This is a genomic window from Biomaibacter sp. TOL (assembly GCF_059717795.1).
Map to the genome: position 1 here is coordinate 707,380 of NZ_AP046092.1, position 15,734 is coordinate 723,113.

Sequence of the window (15,734 nt, forward strand, 5' to 3'; positions counted from 1 at the left end):
TTTCTACGCAAAAAGCATGCCAAGTAGTGTAATGTACTTGGCATGCTTTTTAAGCTCTTTCGTTTTTCATTTTTGAATATATAATGTCATAGATATAGCCGATTTCTGATAAGGGTATTTCTACTTTGTACAAATTTTCTATTACACTAAATGAAGATTTCGCTAAATTTATAAACTGTCTATTACACTGTTTAAACTCATTTAAATTATTATATGACATAATCGGGGATTTCATTATTAATCTCTCTATTAAACAGCTAATGTGAATATATAAGCTTATCTTCAAATCGTTTGAAAATTTATAACCAAGATTTAACTCTAAATTTGAAATAGCCTTTTCAACTTGGTCGACAATTTTATCTGGATTTAAAATAGTTAGATAGTTTAATACGTTTTGCAACGAGAAAAGTTTTACAATTGCCCGGTTTACTTGTTCAATTGTTTTTTCTTTAATAATATCCTTTAAAGCTTTATTAAGAACATCATTACCATGCCCACCTATTAAATCTTCCAGAGATAAATACGGGATTTCTTTTATACCGGGGTCTGTAGTTCCGATGATAAGCTTTACATTATAATTTTTAAACACTTCATCCCTCACACCGTTACCTTTTAATCTGTTAAAGTCGTAAGCTATGATTTCAATATTTTCATTTGCAAGGCACTGATTTAAAAGATCTTTTATCTTTTGAGCAGTTCCAATTCCTGTTATGCATGTAGTTAGTATAACGTTCTTTTTATTTTTACTGGATTTTATAAATTTAAAACGACAATTATTTTTTTCTGCGGATTCTTTTACTATTTGTTCGATTGATTGCCCTGAAATAATTCTATTGCCTACATCTATGGCTAATTGAGTCGTAATGTTATTAATAATACCTATATCACCACTTACAATATTTGCCAGCGATTTGTAAATTTCTTCTAACGAGCCCATATCCACTAAAATTATTACACCAGGTAAAGTATTAATATTTCGTAAATACTCTTCTACTTTTAACATAATTTCTTTTGTGGGCATTTCTATTGGCATATCAAATGCTTCAAAAACGAATTGACCTAACAATCTATTTGCAACACTGGCTATACTGCTAGCTGTTGAATAACCATGGGCTATAATTAAAGAAGTAATATAATTAATATTGTCATTAGGATTAATGCTTGCTATATATAAAGTAAAGAAAACTAAACCAAGCTTATCAATTTTTACATCAAGATTGATTTCAAGCAATTCTATTATTTTTTTTGCTATTAAAAAATCTTTTGTATAAATTTGTTTTATTATCTGAATTACATCCTCAACATGATCTTCTAATTTATATTTCCACGATAAATTCTCTAATAACCTATTTGTTAAATTGGTAACTATAATAGCGGTATTACCGTAAGATTTAACTCCATACATTTTTTCTGCAATAGATAATACATTTTCTATTACCCTTCTTAGTGTGTTAAATACCACCGAATCGGTTTTATATTCTTCATTGTCAAAAATAATCGAATCTATTATTTTATTAAGACATTCCATTGATTCCTTCTTTAACTTATCAATTCCTATCCTTTTTTCTTTATAATCTATAAATGCATCTATCAACTTTTTTGTCAAATTTCTTATTTTATCATCATTATTAAAATCTATTTGAACACAATCATTCTTTTGTTTATGTGATACGAACATCCCATTAAAATAATAATTTTCTTTTCCAATATTATCTAATTCAGACAGTATATCTCTCGGCAAATCATATAAATGGATTCTCAGAATTTTTGTTTTTTCAACCATTAACTGAGTATAAGCCTGGGCACAGCTATATTTGATTATATTAATCAGTCTGCCAATATTACCAGATATTTTTGCTTTCAATAAAATATTTAATACTTGTTTATTAATCATAATATCCATATTCAAGGATTTAGACTCATTTTTATAAAAATTATATATCATCTGTATACGTTCATATATGGGGCGTTCGGATAACGAAGGAATATTCACTATCAATGGTATTCTTCTTAAAAAAGTTTTTATTAAACTATCTTCTGGGTCTTCAGTAGTAGCGAATATAAACCTTACTTTTGAAGTTCTCCAATTTCCTGTTTCACCTAGTCTTCTAAAAATACCTTTGTCCATAAACAAAAATAACTTTTCTTGCCCCTCAGGTGATAACCTGTGAACTTCATCCATAAAAAGATAACCGCCATTCGCTTCCTCTAATAGCCCTGGCTTATCTTTATCAGCTCCAGTAAAAGCACCTTTTACATATCCAAATAAATTAGCAGTAAGTAACTCAGGATTGTCCGCATATTCTGCACAATTAAAGACTACATATGGTGCGTTCTCGTTAATTACATTTATAGATTTTGCGTATTCAAAAATAAGCTGGGCCATAAAACTTTTTCCAACGCCTGTATTGCCAGATAATAATATAGGCAATCCATTCGGTGGATATGCTGCCGCTGATTTACATAATTTTACCTGTGTTTTAAGACTGCCATTATAGCCTATCAGCTTTTTAAACGGATCATCAGCGGAGACATGATTTTGAAATGAATTCTGGTTATCAGTCTGTTTATTATTTAGCTTTGAATATTTCTCATATATTTCTTTATCAATGAAAAATACAGGTCTCGTATTTATTTTAATTACTTTCCCTTCTTTATATAATTCATTTAAGAAATGACTTACAACGTTCCTCTTAAGTCCCAGCCTATTTGCTATTTCATTAGCAGTAAATCCCGTTTTATTTTGTATGTTCATATTTTCAGTTAATGACTTCAATAAAGCATATACTCTATCCTTATTTTTCATAAAATATTCACCTGCCCGTTTTTCTGACAAATCGCATCTTCCTTAACTTAATTTGACATAGTTTTAAAAATTCCTCCTTACAATTATCCACCGGCTCTGTTAAGCCCGGGTCGTTTATTAGCAAAAAAATCCCCCCTAAGGCAAACACTTAGGGGGATGTTCGCAAACGGATACGAACTGTTATTCAAAAACCATAACCCATAGTTCGTATATTTTTCCTATCGACCTGTTAATAATAGTAAATAATTCTTTGTTTATATCTTTCTATCAATTTCTGATTATGCACGTCTGCTCCATCTATATTTCCGCTTAAAAAAACGGGAGGGGTATAACCATTTTTAATCATCTTTTCGATTGATATAGCCAATATTGATTGAATAATAAAGGAACCAGCTATTGTAGATCCGGGAAAGTACGGCTCTTCGAGACCATCCAGTTGAAATAAGGCATCTCCGGGCGGGCAGTGATTGTCAACATATATGTCGACCACTTCATATAACTTTTTGCCAGAAATATGCTTTGATGGATATTTTGTAGTATATTGCATTGACGTAACTCCTACTACATATGCCTCTTTGCTTTTTGCATACAAAGCTACATCAATTGGCACTCCATTTCTTCCTGAATTTGAGAGAACAAAAAATACCTCTCCTTTCCGGACGTCCTGGGACTGCATAAAGGTATGAGCATAATTGCTTATTCTTTCAAGTCTCGAAGATCGAAGTGCCCCATTATGGAGCATCAAATTTTCATCAAAGATAGGATTTATTGGCACCAGTCCACCTGCGCGATAGAACACATCTTCACATAATAAATGAGAATGCCCTGCTCCAAAAAGATGTACGACACCGCCTTCGGGAATCGTTTCTGCAATTTTTTCGGCAATATGTTCCATTTTACCTTGTTCTTCCCGTGCAATTTCATTTAATAATCCTTTAATAGTTTCCACATACTTTTCAATCATACCATATCCCCTTCATTAGTCATCAATTCCTTTTTTAATATTTTTACTATATGGTCAATCGCGGCATCAATTATTTTTTTCCCCTTTTCTTTTGTCGCCAAAACCGCATTTCCCATAACTGTCGTTGATGTAACCTTATCCCAGGGAGTTGGAGTATATTCAAAATCTTCCGGTAAATTAGGCATATCATTTATTGCCTTTTTCATTTGAACATATTCCGGAGCAAGATATAACATGTAAGATGTTTCAATTTCGCATGCATGAAAGAAACCGCCGGGGAGAGGTTTTGATTCTCTCACTTCATTTATAATATGAGATACTCCGGGGTAGAAAAAGTAATACACTTTCAGTTCAGGAATTTTGTCATATAATTCTCTCGCTGCTTCTTTGATTGCCACATTATTTCCAAGATGTGCATTAATAATAACATAACAACGGATTCCAAAACTGAACAGGCTTGTTCCTATGTCTACTAATAAAGCCTTTAGATGTTCGTTACTGATATAAATACTGCCAGGGACGTTTCGAAGGCTCCAGACTTGCCCGTAAGCGAATGTCGGAAGGACCAGTGCTTCGATTCTTTCTGCAACTTTTTGAGCCATCCTTTCAGCCAAATAATTATCCGTACCTACAGGAAGATGGGGGCCATGGGCTTCGATGGCCCCTATAGGCAAAATGGCAATTTTAGTTCTCCTTATTTGTTCTTCCACTTCTATATAAGTCATTGAATTTAAATTCATTTCCGTATCACCTAAATTATATTTTAAATGCAAAACAGCGCCGGGGATTATTGACAAAAAAATCTTTTATTAAAGCCGGCCCGTCGAGACCGGCCTGGTCGGCCTCGTCTATAAATCTTGGTATCCATTTTTTTATTATAAAATCCAGGCCCAATCCATATTTGTAATGTTTGTAATAACTTTTTCTCGCCATATCACCGCTAATTAAGATTTGATCTTTAAATCCTTGTTTTACTAAAAAGATAATCTCATTAATACGATCACTTTCCGGTCCATATTTAATTTTTCCTATGCCGTCAAAACACAAGAAGGCACCGGTTTTTGCAATCTGGACGTGATAATAAGGATCCAAATTTCTGTCCATATGACCGAAAGAGACATATTCCAGGTTTATTCCTTCATTTTTAAACAATTCGATTTGTTCAAGTGCCATAGTACCCGCTTCTGTATGACAATGAATAGGGGCTTTTGTCTCTTTATGAGCTATTGCAATTGCTTTAAATGTTTTTATTTCCAGAGGAGAAATTGAGTTATATCCTGTCCCGCACTTCAATTGCCCTGCACGAACTTTTGTGCCCTCGAGACCTTCTTCGATTTCACTTATAACATATTCTGCCAGTTCTTCTACAGTGGCATTTTCAATCCATTCACCATAAGTTTCATAATTACCTACAATTTGTCTTACATTATCTTTGAGTTTTGCACTCCAGAGAAAGCCTTTGTTAAATCCTGCAGTCCCTATAATTTTAACTCTGCTTTTTTCGGATATTCTTTTTACTGATTCCACTTCTCTTCCATAATCTACGGCCGTAGCATCTACTATGGTATCTCCGCCTGCTTCTTTGAAATCTATTACATCCTGCAACGACTTATTTTCATCATCCAAAAGCAAATCTTCTTCCTCTTTTTCTTTCCAATAAGGTGGAATACAGACTATATGTTCATGAGAATACGTCAATCCAATTTTTTCGGGATTAATATCACCATCAAAAGTGCGAATAAAACTCATTATAAATCATTCCTTAATTTTAATTTAATAACTCAAGTTTCGCAGATCAAACTATAACTACAAACCTTGATAAATCAATAAAAATAAGCAAACAAAAATGCAAGGAGCTTCCTTTTTGTGATATAATGGAATTGGACAAAATACACAAGAAAGGAAGATCCTTGCAATGTCCATTATATCACATTATAACGAAAATGAAAACCGCTTTTCCTCAACTGTCGACAATTTTTTAAAAGAAAATCGCATAGGGTTCCTACTAAAACAGAGCAATTTCTATAAGGAAAAGGGAATTTCATGCTATGCTGTTTTCAAGTTCCTGTTCACTCTTGTATTCTCCGGTAAGAATCTTTACAGGATTCTGGAGTCGCAAAATTCCAATTTGCCCTTTGCCAAGGATGTCATATATAGATTCCTGAACTCTATATATTATAACTGGCAGAAGTTTCTTATGTTGCTGGCATCATCCATAATCCGCAGCAAGTTGGTATGTTTGACATCGTGTCAATGTCCTAATAATAGACGATTCTATATACAGTAGGAATAGAAGCAAGGTTGTCGAACTTTTAGCCAGAGTAAGAGACCATGTGGCACAAAAATACGTTAAGGGATTCAGACTTCTCACCCTTGGATGGTCTGATGGAAATACCTTCATCCCGCTCGGATTCAACCTCTTGAGTGCACAAACTTCTGAAAACAGGTTGCAACCTATGAACAGTGAAATTGATAAAAGGAGCATAGGCTACAAGCGCCGAATTTCTTCACTCGCGAAAGAAACCGATGCCATGATAGACCTGCTAAAACAGGCAGTGGAGAATAACATCCCTGCAAAATATGTGCTGTTTGATAGCTGGTTTACTTACCCAAGCATATTGTTGAAGATCCTCGGATTAAACCTCCACGTCATAGCCATGGTTAAGAACATGAAGAAAATTTATTACAGTTTTCAAGGCAAAAGAATGAGCCTTCAGTCTATATATTCTTGCGTAAGAAAAAAACGCGGTAAGGCAAAGATACTTTCATCAGTTGTAGTTGGTATCGGCACTGACAATGATGGTAATGAAGTTCTTGCAAAGATTGTATTTGTAAGGGATCGCAACAGATCTCGCAACTGGCTTGCCATTATTTCTACAGATACAACGCTTTCTGATGAAGAAATCATAAGGATATATGGCAAGCGCTGGGATATTGAGATATTTTTCAAGATATGCAAGTCTTACCTTAGTCTTGCAAAAGAGTTTCAGGGGCGTTCTTATGATTCCATTGTTGCCCATACTACTATTGTTTTTGCAAGGTACATAATGCTGGCTGTTGAAAACCGCAATAACAAGGATTTGCGGACTATAGGAGGCTTGTTCTATTACTTCTGTGATGAGCTTCAGGATATAAAGTTCATGGAAGCTTTGCAGCTATTGATTGATGCTCTTAAGACTGCTTTGCGTGAAAAGCTCGTGCTTTCAAAGGAAGCAATCAGTGAGTTTTTAGATTATTTTATGTCTTGTCTGCCCACTTTCCTTAAGGAAAAGTTGGCACTTTGTTCCTGCGAAAGTTGAGTTAATAAATATAAATTAGAATTAGAAAAATAACTTGCTCAGCAGGGCTACAATCGGGCCAAGAATAAACATGTCCGAATCTGCAGCCCACATAGCCGTATCCGGTATTGTGCTATTAATCAGATATGTCACCATATAATATTGTCCCCATGCCACTATAGTTGCTGTAATAAATCCGGCAATCAACGCTCCTCGGATACCACCTGTTGCATTTCCAAATACGCCTGCAGTCGCAGAATGGAAAAACAACACTATCATCGTAGGTACAAAAACATACCCGACAGTTTTCCCTATTATTAAAAGCCATAGCAAAGACCCGGCAAAAGCTCCTACAAATCCCAGTATAGAAGCAGTTGGAGCATAAGGATATACGATAGGGCAGTCAAGAGCAGGCTTTGCATTCGGCACAATCGTGTCAGCAATACCCTTAAAAGCCGGTACAATTTCACCAATCAACATTCTAACTCCAAATAAAACTATGGCAATGCCTGCAGCAAATTGGAGAGCTTGAATGAATGAAAATACAACAAAATTTTGATCGCCTGCTGCTTTTAATAGCTCTTCAATTCCAGGTGTTTTCTGTCTAACTAAAAGCAAAATTGAACCTATAACGTACAGCAGCCCCATGATTAAAGCTATCATTACATTTGAATCTCTTAAAAACTCAAATCCTTTAGGTATTCTAAATGATTCTGCATCGTTTTCTTTATTTCCAATTATTCGACCAAGCAAGGCGCCTATCAAAGCAGCCGACGAACTTGTATGTCCAAGTGCAACCTGGTCTCCGCCTGTAATCTTTCTCATTATCGGTTGAGCTAATGCTGGTTGAATGGTCCAGTAAAGACCTAAAAAAATCGACAAAAACAGGATCATTTTCCATGAAGGCACTGCCCCAGCGATATTTATGATTATCCCTGAAAAAACTACAGCAGTCCAGAACATCATATGCCCTGTCAAATATATATAATTCCATTTCGTAATCTTGGCCAACAGCACATTTACTAAAAATCCCAACACCATTGAAAGCGTAATAACTGTTCCATATTTTTGATTGAATGCTGCCTGACCTATAAAATTACCCAATTGTTGGCTTCCCAGGCCGAACACTTCTTTCCACATAGGCTGGAATACATTGAGAGCATTAACAATAATCCCTGAGCCTCCACTTATTATTAAAAACCCTATTATCGCTTTAAATGTACCGCTCATGGTCTGACTAAAATTTTTCCGCTGCAAAATCAAGCCTAAAAGTACTACCAACCCAATTAAAATTGATGGTTGCCCCAATATATTTGTCGCAAACCACAATACCAGAGACATTGATCTTTCCTCCCATCTATTTTTTAAAATATGATGACAAAACTTTTTCGATTTCGGTTTTATCAAAATAATTTTTTACTATTAAAACGGGTATTGATGATTTTGAAAGATTTTCCGCCAACTCTTTGTTTGTAATAATTAGATCTGCATTTTCAAACAGTGCTGTACTTACATCAGTATTATCTACATCTGCAGTAATACCTAACTTTTTCAACACACTTTCAATATTCATTCTCAATATGAGGCTAGTACCCTGACCCAAACCACATACCGCTAAAATTTTCATTTTTTCACCACCGTTATGTTAATTTTCTGCAGAATTTTTTTCGATGATATCTAACACATGTTGCTTTTCTGAAGCTCTAATAATTCCTTGAATATAAGTTGTGTCGTTCAATAACTTCACTAATTGCGATAAAGCTTTTAAATGCCCATTATGGTCAATTGCCCCAAATTCTATTACCAATTTCACCGGATCATTTGCCTCATTCCCGAAGTTCACCGGCTCTTTCAGGGTGATTAAACTCATGCAGACCTGTTTTACCCCGTCTTCCGGGCGGGCATGGGGCATGGCAATGCCCGGGGCGATGACGATGTAGGGACCCATTTCTCTGACGGTCCTGACCATGGCATCCACATAACGGGGCTCCACGAAACCATTTTCTACTAATATCTCACCTCCTATTCTTACGGCCTCTTCCCAACTTTTCGCTTCTACATTTAGTTTTATGGTCTTTTCTGTCAGCAAATCTTTTAACACCGGCTTGACAACTCCCTTCGAGCATTCATGTAGCGGCAATTTTAAATATTCTGCTAGGGCCGAAATAAGTTCTTTGCGGGATTTGATGGTGCAGTATCTTTCTATAATTGCCAGGATTTCTTCCATTGAAGGCTTAAAAACCTTTTCCTTTTCCGATTCAGAGCTTCTTGGAGTATGAAGGCTTATATACCGGTTTATCTTTTCCACGTCTTCCGGCGGCAGAAGGGGATTTACAATTATCTCAGGCAGATTGTCGCAGCAAGTGGGCACCGTGGATATAATGAGATCTACATGTTTATCGTGATTCAAGATTTTTTCTTTAACCTGGTGGCTTGCTATGGTGCCGACTATGTGAATATTTGCAAATTCCGCCTTTAATCTGGAGGACAGCAGTTTTGCCGTACCGATGCCTGTGCCGCAGACCACCAGCACCCTGTAAATGCCGACGCTGGAAGATTTGCACCTCTCCAGCGCAGCGCCGAAGTGGATGGTGATGTAACCTGCTTCTTCTTCGGGGATTTTGGCTCCCACGAAATTTTCCAGCGCTTTCAGTCCGTCTTTTACCACTCGAAATATGTGTTCATAATTTATCTTAATTTCTTCGAGAATGGGGTTTTTTAAAGGCAATCCATGCTTTAAGCGGTATATGGTGGGCCCCAGATGTTCCATTAAGCCCTTGTAAAGTTCGTCATCCGCCGAAAAATCTATCCCAAGTTTACTCTGGATATCTTCTATGATTTTTGCGGTTAGAGTCTGGAGCAGTGCCCAATTTTCCTTCATATACATTTCCGATACCGCAACTTTGCCGCCAAGCAGGTGGATGGTAATATATCCTATCTCGTCCGTCGGAATTTTCACATTATAACTTTCTTCCAATCTTTTAACCATGCTTGACGCTACGGCGAATTCTTTTGTGAGTCCGAGGCCCGATAGCTCTTCTCTCGGCATGGTAATATCTTTTCCCAACTGGATCCTCTTTAAAGCCAGAGCCAGATGTATGACAAGGCCCGAATATGCTCCATCTGAAAATACCGTCCCCAGTTGTTCTTCCGCCAGGCGCACGGCTTCTTCAATAGGAATTAAATCCAGGTCTTCAAACAATTTCCTTATCTGGAGATCCACCGCCACACCTACACGTCGGTGAATGGGAGCTTTTATTATATTAAGGGCCTTTTCCATTTCCAAATTTTCGGTAAGGAGGTTTACGACAGCCCGGCGGAGGTCTTTTTCGTTTCCCAGGACTTTTATGCCATACCTTGGCGAGGATTCAAGTTCCAGATTCTGATCTTTAAGCCATTCCTTCACCTTTTTCAGATCATTTATCACGCTCCCCCGGCTGACGCAAAGCACTTCCGCTAGATGTTCTATGGTTATATAATCCTTTGCCTGAAAAAGTTCGCTCAGTATAATTTTTTGCCTTTCTTCAGGCGAGAGCACATAGTTATAACTGTCAATACCGGCAAGCAGGGATAAGGCTTTTTCTTTTAATTTGGGAGAACCGGGGAATTCCACGCCACAGTTTGGCTTTCTTAATAATTGTGGCAAACCGTTGTCCATTAAAAAATCATCTATCCTGTCCAGATCATACCGGATAGTCCTGGGCGATACACGGAATTGTTCCGCAAGATTGGAGATTTTTACAGGCTTTTCGGCCGAAATTATGGTATTCAAAAGTTGTGCGCACCTTTCATCCATTTTCCATCGGCCCATCCTTTCTTCTCATTTTAAATTATATACCGGTATTACTTTTATGAAAAGTCTAACATATTTCAAGATTATTGTGGCAAAATTGGATTATACTTTTGAAATAATGTTGAATAATCGTGTGACATTAATTTTAACACTATTAATATAAATTATGATAAAATGGTATCCAGGAAAAAAAGCACTAAGATTTCGATTCGAAACAAAAACGGGGGGTTTTTGTGAAAAGGATAGTCGAAATCGACTTTTTTCGGGGAATTGCCATACTTCTGATGATGATTTTTCATACGGTATTCAATCTGAATTATTTTTTCGGCATGGATATAGAATTTACTAGAGGCTTCTGGTACTACGAAGGAAAACTTTCGGCCCTTATGTTCATATTTATAGCCGGGATAAGCTCCAATTTCAGCAAAAGGACCACAAAAAGAGGGCTCATGATATTCGCCCTCGGCATGCTGCTCACATTTATTACTTTTTTGCTTGATAGAAAAATGTATATAAAGTTCGGCATATTACATTTTATGGGGGCCGGTTATTTGTTATCTCCTCTGCTTAAAAAACTTGAGACCGGAATATCTCTTTTTATGGGGTTAATTATTATAATAACAGGCGATATTTTTTATAAGATTACAGTCGTTTCCCCATATTTATATCCTCTGGGTCTTATGGGCAAAGATTTTGCGTCTCTTGATTATTATCCTCTTTTCCCATATATGGGGGTGTTTATTTTAGGAATCGTATTTTACAGACTGGTGTATTTGCGTGGAAATAGGGTTCTGTCCATTAATTTAAAACCAAATCTATTGTCCGAGACGGGCCGATATTCCCTCATCATTTATCTCGTCCATCAGCCGGTCATACTGGTATTACTATATATATCAAAATATCTCGACGTTTTTTAAAGCCTTCAATTTTTCCTTTTGGGCTTTCTGCCAAGATATATCCTGTCGGGATCCACCTTCATTCGAAGTATCATTAATTCTTCATGCGTGGGCGGATCCATGATCTTTGCTCTGGACACATCTAGTTCCCAGCCTGTGTTCTCCTTTACATAATCCGGATCTATACCCGGATATATTTCGGTCATGCACAGTATTCCCGTTTCCGGATGGGGCTTCATTTTGCAAAGGTCCGTTATCACTACCAGGTCTCCTCCCCGGTAAAGCCCGTAATCGAATCTCGTCTCGCCTTTCGGGCCCCTCATTCCCGCCGGCGTTGTGAGATACTCTACACTCTCCGGCATACGACGCTTTTCATGCACCATCATGGCAATGATCTTATCTGCCACCGATGCTATACTATTTGCTCCACCGCTGCCGGTGAGTCTAACTTCAGGGCCTTTCCCGTGTCCCGAAACTCCGGCTGGCCAGTACCCTCCGATGGAAGTGGAATTCAAATTGCCATATTTGTCGCACTCTGCAGCCCCCAATACTCCAAGAGTGCAAAAGCCCCTGTTTGCTATGGTACCGAAGGCATCCGCCAGGGTGGATAGGGTCGATGCCTGATAGGCTGCCCTGGGGTCTGCCACCGAAAGGGGGATGTGTTCTATCTTCGGCCCAACGGTCCCGGCTTCAAGAATGATAGTCATATCAGGCGCATGCATATGCTGGGCCAGCATGGCCGCCATAAGCGGCAGGCCTGTACCTACAAAAGCAAAGCAGCCGTCTGGCATTTCCCTGGCGGTGGCCACCGCCAGAAGTTCCATGTTGGTATATTTATCTTCTTCAAGGCCCATTTTTTCAAGATAATCTCTGTATTCGCCGATATCAACGTTTGTCACTGTCTGATGACTCCTTTCAGACAAAATGTAATTCAGACATGAAGTCAGTTTCCAGGCAAGATGGTCCGGCGCCGCAGCTTTTAGCTGCTTTTGCGCGTGGTCCTAAATCTATCCAGTTCTGGATTGTAATGATACTCCGGTTTTGTCCTTAGAGAAAAAAGTTTATTCATACCGATTTTGTTGTAAAAATAATCCCATTCATCGGCAGTGCTTCCCACATGCTTGTGCCAGAATTCACGTACTTTTTCCACAGGCTGATGGTTAATCTCTTTTGCATATTGCCTGAACCAGTCGTAATCGTAATCGTAATAATTCGGAACAGCGCTGGGATATGCCCCGAAAGGCTGCTCCACTATGGCATGGACGAAGTGGGCCGCAATCTGATTGTGTTCCGGCACCGCCCGGAGTTCCTCCGGCGGACATATTCTTTCACATTCCACGATAAGGATTCTGCCGCACAAAGATTGGTCCACATCCGGTCCGATTAAACCTTCTATCCTCACCGTACCGTCAATGGCCACCCGCTGGGCGTGGATCACACACACTTCCGGCAGAAGCGGCGGCACCAACAGGACTTTGACGCCTTCTCTGCCGGTGTACTTGTCGGACTTTATTTTTCCTTCCCTATACGCGTTCGTCCTGTTGCCGCACGTATCTTCACCGGCATTAAATCTCCTGGGCCGCAGACCGAAACCCTCGAAGGGATCATCTATTACTTCATATTTTTTTGGTGGGATTCCCGGATGTATGAATTCCCCATTTTCATCCCTGCCCCTGAGGCCCGCTTTCCCAAACGTGTCGTAATTCAAAATATCGCTTCCCAAATCACCCATGCAAGGCATGAACGGCAGGCCGTATTTCCCAGCCAGGGTTCGCTGGGCAAAGCTCCAGTTGCTGTAGTCTTCCACCAGCTCTATTTTGCCCGTCTCAATTCCCTGCCTTATGGCATAAGCCACCGGCATGCCGCCCTCCAGACCCAGATATGTAGTTTCCAGCCATTTGATGAGCCCCGCCCCGGCCAACATTTCTTCCACCAGGGTGCCGCCATTCATGGTCACGAAAAGTTCTCCGATACCCTGCCTGACTATTTCCCGGGCAATAGCCATGGGGCGTCGGAGAATGGTAAACCCTCCGAAGGCTATGTGAGTTCCGGGTTTTATGAAACGTTTTACCGCCTCCTGCGCGGTCATGACTTTTTTATTTATATCACTATTCAAGATAACACCTCCAACGCAAGTGACTTGCTTCACCTGTTCCAGAACCATTACCGATCAGGAATGCCCTTTCCGAAAGAATCGAAGCTAAAACCGTATAGAGCTTGGTTTTAATCTGCTGCAGCCTTTATCATTTCCGTCAAATTCTCCAGCATGGCAAAAATCTCATCTTCCAGCTCATTTAATTTTTTGCTCGTCTCTTTGATATAAAAAAGGGAACTTTCAAGTTCTTTTTTAATAATACCGGCTTCTTCCTTATCGAGTTGCCTTAAAGTATTCTCATAGTCTTTTGCTTGCTGCACGGCTTTTTGAGTAAGCAGCATTGGTTCGCACAAGCTGTTTACCTGAGCATTTAGAAGCCAGATAAAGCTCATAAATTTATCTATTTTTCCCATAAGTCAGCACCCCGTTGAACAAAATTTAAATAATTAATTAAGCTTGCCGAGAGAAGTCAACAGCACTTATTTTCTTCGATGCTCTTTTATTCAAGGTTTCCCGCCCGAAACCCATTAAAATGATAATAAAATTTACCGCTATCCCAAGAAAGAGCGGATCGATATTTTCAGGCAATAGGTTTTTACCAGCAAGCATGGAAAGCGGCCCCATTATCATGGACAGGATGGCAAAATTCTTATTAACCCTGCCTTTAAAAAAAAGCGCAGCGCACAGCGGGATAAAAATTCCCGCTCCTCTGAGCCCCATGGACATGAAATTCCAGTTCAATATCATGGACTTAATATTTCCCATTATGAAGATTAGGGTAAGCGACAGCACAAACATTATCATGAACCGGGTAAATTTTAATTTGGATATATCGTCTGCATCTTTTTTTATATAACGGCCGTAAATGTCATTAGTGAGTATGGTGCTGATTCCAAGGGTCAACCCAGCTCCACCACCAACGGTAGCTATAAGGAGAGTCGCCAGCACGATTCCTCCAAACCACGGATTCATGATTTTAAGCACAAAATATGGAAACGCCAAGGCCGGATTTATATCGGGAAAATGAATTCTCATGTAAAGCCCTATGAAAGTTCCAGCCACCCCGATGGGAGGAATTACAGCAGCGCTTATTAACGCTCCGGCTCTCGCCTCTTTTAAACTTTTCCCGGAAATCACAGCCTGTATATAAGTTTGGGTGGACAGCACTCCTATCACCAGAGAAAAGCCTGCTGCAAAATCTACCCAGAATCCCCTGCCGAAAAGGCTGAAATAGGGAAAAGCTGGCAATTCAGCCATGTATCCAGAAATTCCCCCTCCTCCTGAAAAAGCAATGGTGCCCCCCACCAGCATGGAAAGATAAATGAGCAGAAGTTTGGCTATTCCTACAAGGCCGGTGCCCCATACGCCGCCGAACCCTACATAAGCCGCCATCAATATGATTGAAAAAGCGGCAGCTGCTAAGGGCGGCATATTGAACATAGCCGTAAGAAGTGCCACTGCCGATAGAACCTGGGCCACAACGCTCAAAAAAATCCCCAGCGATGAAAAAAGGCTGGATACGGGCCCTGCCGCCGGCCCGAACTCCTCTGCCAGCATTTGGGGCACAGTGTATTTGTCTGTATTATAAAGGGGCTTCGCAAACAGCAGCCCCAGTATCAGGCATCCGATGCCCGCTCCGAGATTGAACCAGCAGGCTGAAAAACCATATACGAAAGCAAGTTGTGCAGTCCCTATGGTGGATGCACCTCCCACCAGGGTCCCTATGATTATGCCAGCCACCACAAGAGAGCCGGCCTTTCTGCCGCCCACGGAAAAATCTGCATTGCTTTTTATGTTTCTGCCGGAATATACCCCCACCACGGTAATGGCTGCCAAAGTTGCCGCAATGCCTGCTATATGCGCTGCCGTCAAATCCATCATCTAACCTCCTTGTAGTTGCAG

At 39.3% G+C, this 15,734-nt stretch carries 12 protein-coding genes and 1 pseudogene; 2 read left to right on the forward strand and 11 right to left on the reverse strand.

Annotated elements, in window-relative coordinates:
• Positions 1-49: 49 nt before the first annotated feature.
• The 4 genes from AC6I1H_RS03640 to AC6I1H_RS03655 all read right to left on the reverse strand — a co-directional run bounded on the left by AC6I1H_RS03640 (position 50) and on the right by AC6I1H_RS03655 (position 5,519).
• Complete coding sequence (locus AC6I1H_RS03640) at positions 50-2,806, reverse strand: sigma-54-dependent transcriptional regulator (RefSeq protein WP_497740705.1); 2,757 nt, start codon at positions 2,804-2,806, stop codon at positions 50-52.
• 229 nt (positions 2,807-3,035) lie between these two features.
• The gene (locus AC6I1H_RS03645; RefSeq protein WP_497739650.1) at positions 3,036-3,770 is read right to left on the reverse strand and encodes an SIS domain-containing protein; all 735 of its coding nucleotides are present in this window, start codon (positions 3,768-3,770) and stop codon (positions 3,036-3,038) included.
• Positions 3,767-4,510 (reverse strand): creatininase family protein, encoded by a 744-nt coding sequence (locus AC6I1H_RS03650; RefSeq protein ID WP_497739651.1) that lies wholly within the window; start codon positions 4,508-4,510, stop codon positions 3,767-3,769. The genes AC6I1H_RS03645 and AC6I1H_RS03650 overlap by 4 nt, the downstream gene beginning before the upstream one ends.
• Before the next feature lie 16 nt (positions 4,511-4,526).
• Positions 4,527-5,519: a phosphotriesterase family protein gene (locus AC6I1H_RS03655; protein WP_497739652.1), complete on the reverse strand. Its 993-nt coding sequence runs from the start codon at positions 5,517-5,519 to the stop codon at positions 4,527-4,529.
• 166 nt (positions 5,520-5,685) lie between these two features.
• On the opposite strand from AC6I1H_RS03655, the pseudogene AC6I1H_RS03660 reads away from it, so the two are divergent.
• Positions 5,686-7,069 (forward strand): annotated as a pseudogene (locus tag AC6I1H_RS03660) (IS4 family transposase).
• 21 nt (positions 7,070-7,090) lie between these two features.
• Here AC6I1H_RS03660 and ulaA read toward each other — a convergent pair.
• From ulaA to AC6I1H_RS03675, 3 genes are read right to left on the reverse strand one after another with little or no spacing between them, the layout of a single operon-like run.
• Entirely contained in the window at positions 7,091-8,389 is a 1,299-nt protein-coding gene (ulaA, locus tag AC6I1H_RS03665) for a PTS ascorbate transporter subunit IIC (RefSeq protein WP_497739653.1), read from the reverse strand.
• A gap of 16 nt (positions 8,390-8,405) precedes the next feature.
• Complete coding sequence (locus AC6I1H_RS03670) at positions 8,406-8,675, reverse strand: PTS sugar transporter subunit IIB (protein WP_497739654.1); 270 nt, start codon at positions 8,673-8,675, stop codon at positions 8,406-8,408.
• 18 nt (positions 8,676-8,693) lie between these two features.
• Positions 8,694-10,844, reverse strand: a complete 2,151-nt coding sequence (locus AC6I1H_RS03675) for a BglG family transcription antiterminator (RefSeq protein ID WP_497739655.1) — start codon at positions 10,842-10,844, stop codon at positions 8,694-8,696.
• Positions 10,845-11,074: 230 nt separating this feature from the next.
• On the opposite strand from AC6I1H_RS03675, the gene AC6I1H_RS03680 reads away from it, so the two are divergent.
• Positions 11,075-11,758, forward strand: a complete 684-nt coding sequence (locus AC6I1H_RS03680) for a heparan-alpha-glucosaminide N-acetyltransferase (RefSeq protein ID WP_497739656.1) — start codon at positions 11,075-11,077, stop codon at positions 11,756-11,758.
• A 5-nt stretch (positions 11,759-11,763) separates the two neighbouring features.
• Here the strand turns inward: AC6I1H_RS03680 and AC6I1H_RS03685 are convergent, their stop codons facing one another.
• The 4 genes from AC6I1H_RS03685 to AC6I1H_RS03700 all read right to left on the reverse strand — a co-directional run bounded on the left by AC6I1H_RS03685 (position 11,764) and on the right by AC6I1H_RS03700 (position 15,710).
• Complete coding sequence (locus AC6I1H_RS03685) at positions 11,764-12,636, reverse strand: CoA-transferase subunit beta (protein WP_497739657.1); 873 nt, start codon at positions 12,634-12,636, stop codon at positions 11,764-11,766.
• A gap of 80 nt (positions 12,637-12,716) precedes the next feature.
• Complete coding sequence (locus AC6I1H_RS03690; protein WP_497739658.1) at positions 12,717-13,853, reverse strand: CoA transferase subunit A; 1,137 nt, start codon at positions 13,851-13,853, stop codon at positions 12,717-12,719.
• A gap of 107 nt (positions 13,854-13,960) precedes the next feature.
• On the reverse strand, positions 13,961-14,245 hold the full coding sequence (locus AC6I1H_RS03695) for a hypothetical protein (RefSeq protein ID WP_497739659.1): 285 nt from the start codon (positions 14,243-14,245) through the stop codon (positions 13,961-13,963).
• A gap of 37 nt (positions 14,246-14,282) precedes the next feature.
• Positions 14,283-15,710: a sodium:solute symporter family protein gene (locus AC6I1H_RS03700; RefSeq protein ID WP_497739660.1), complete on the reverse strand. Its 1,428-nt coding sequence runs from the start codon at positions 15,708-15,710 to the stop codon at positions 14,283-14,285.
• Positions 15,711-15,734: the final 24 nt, after the last annotated feature.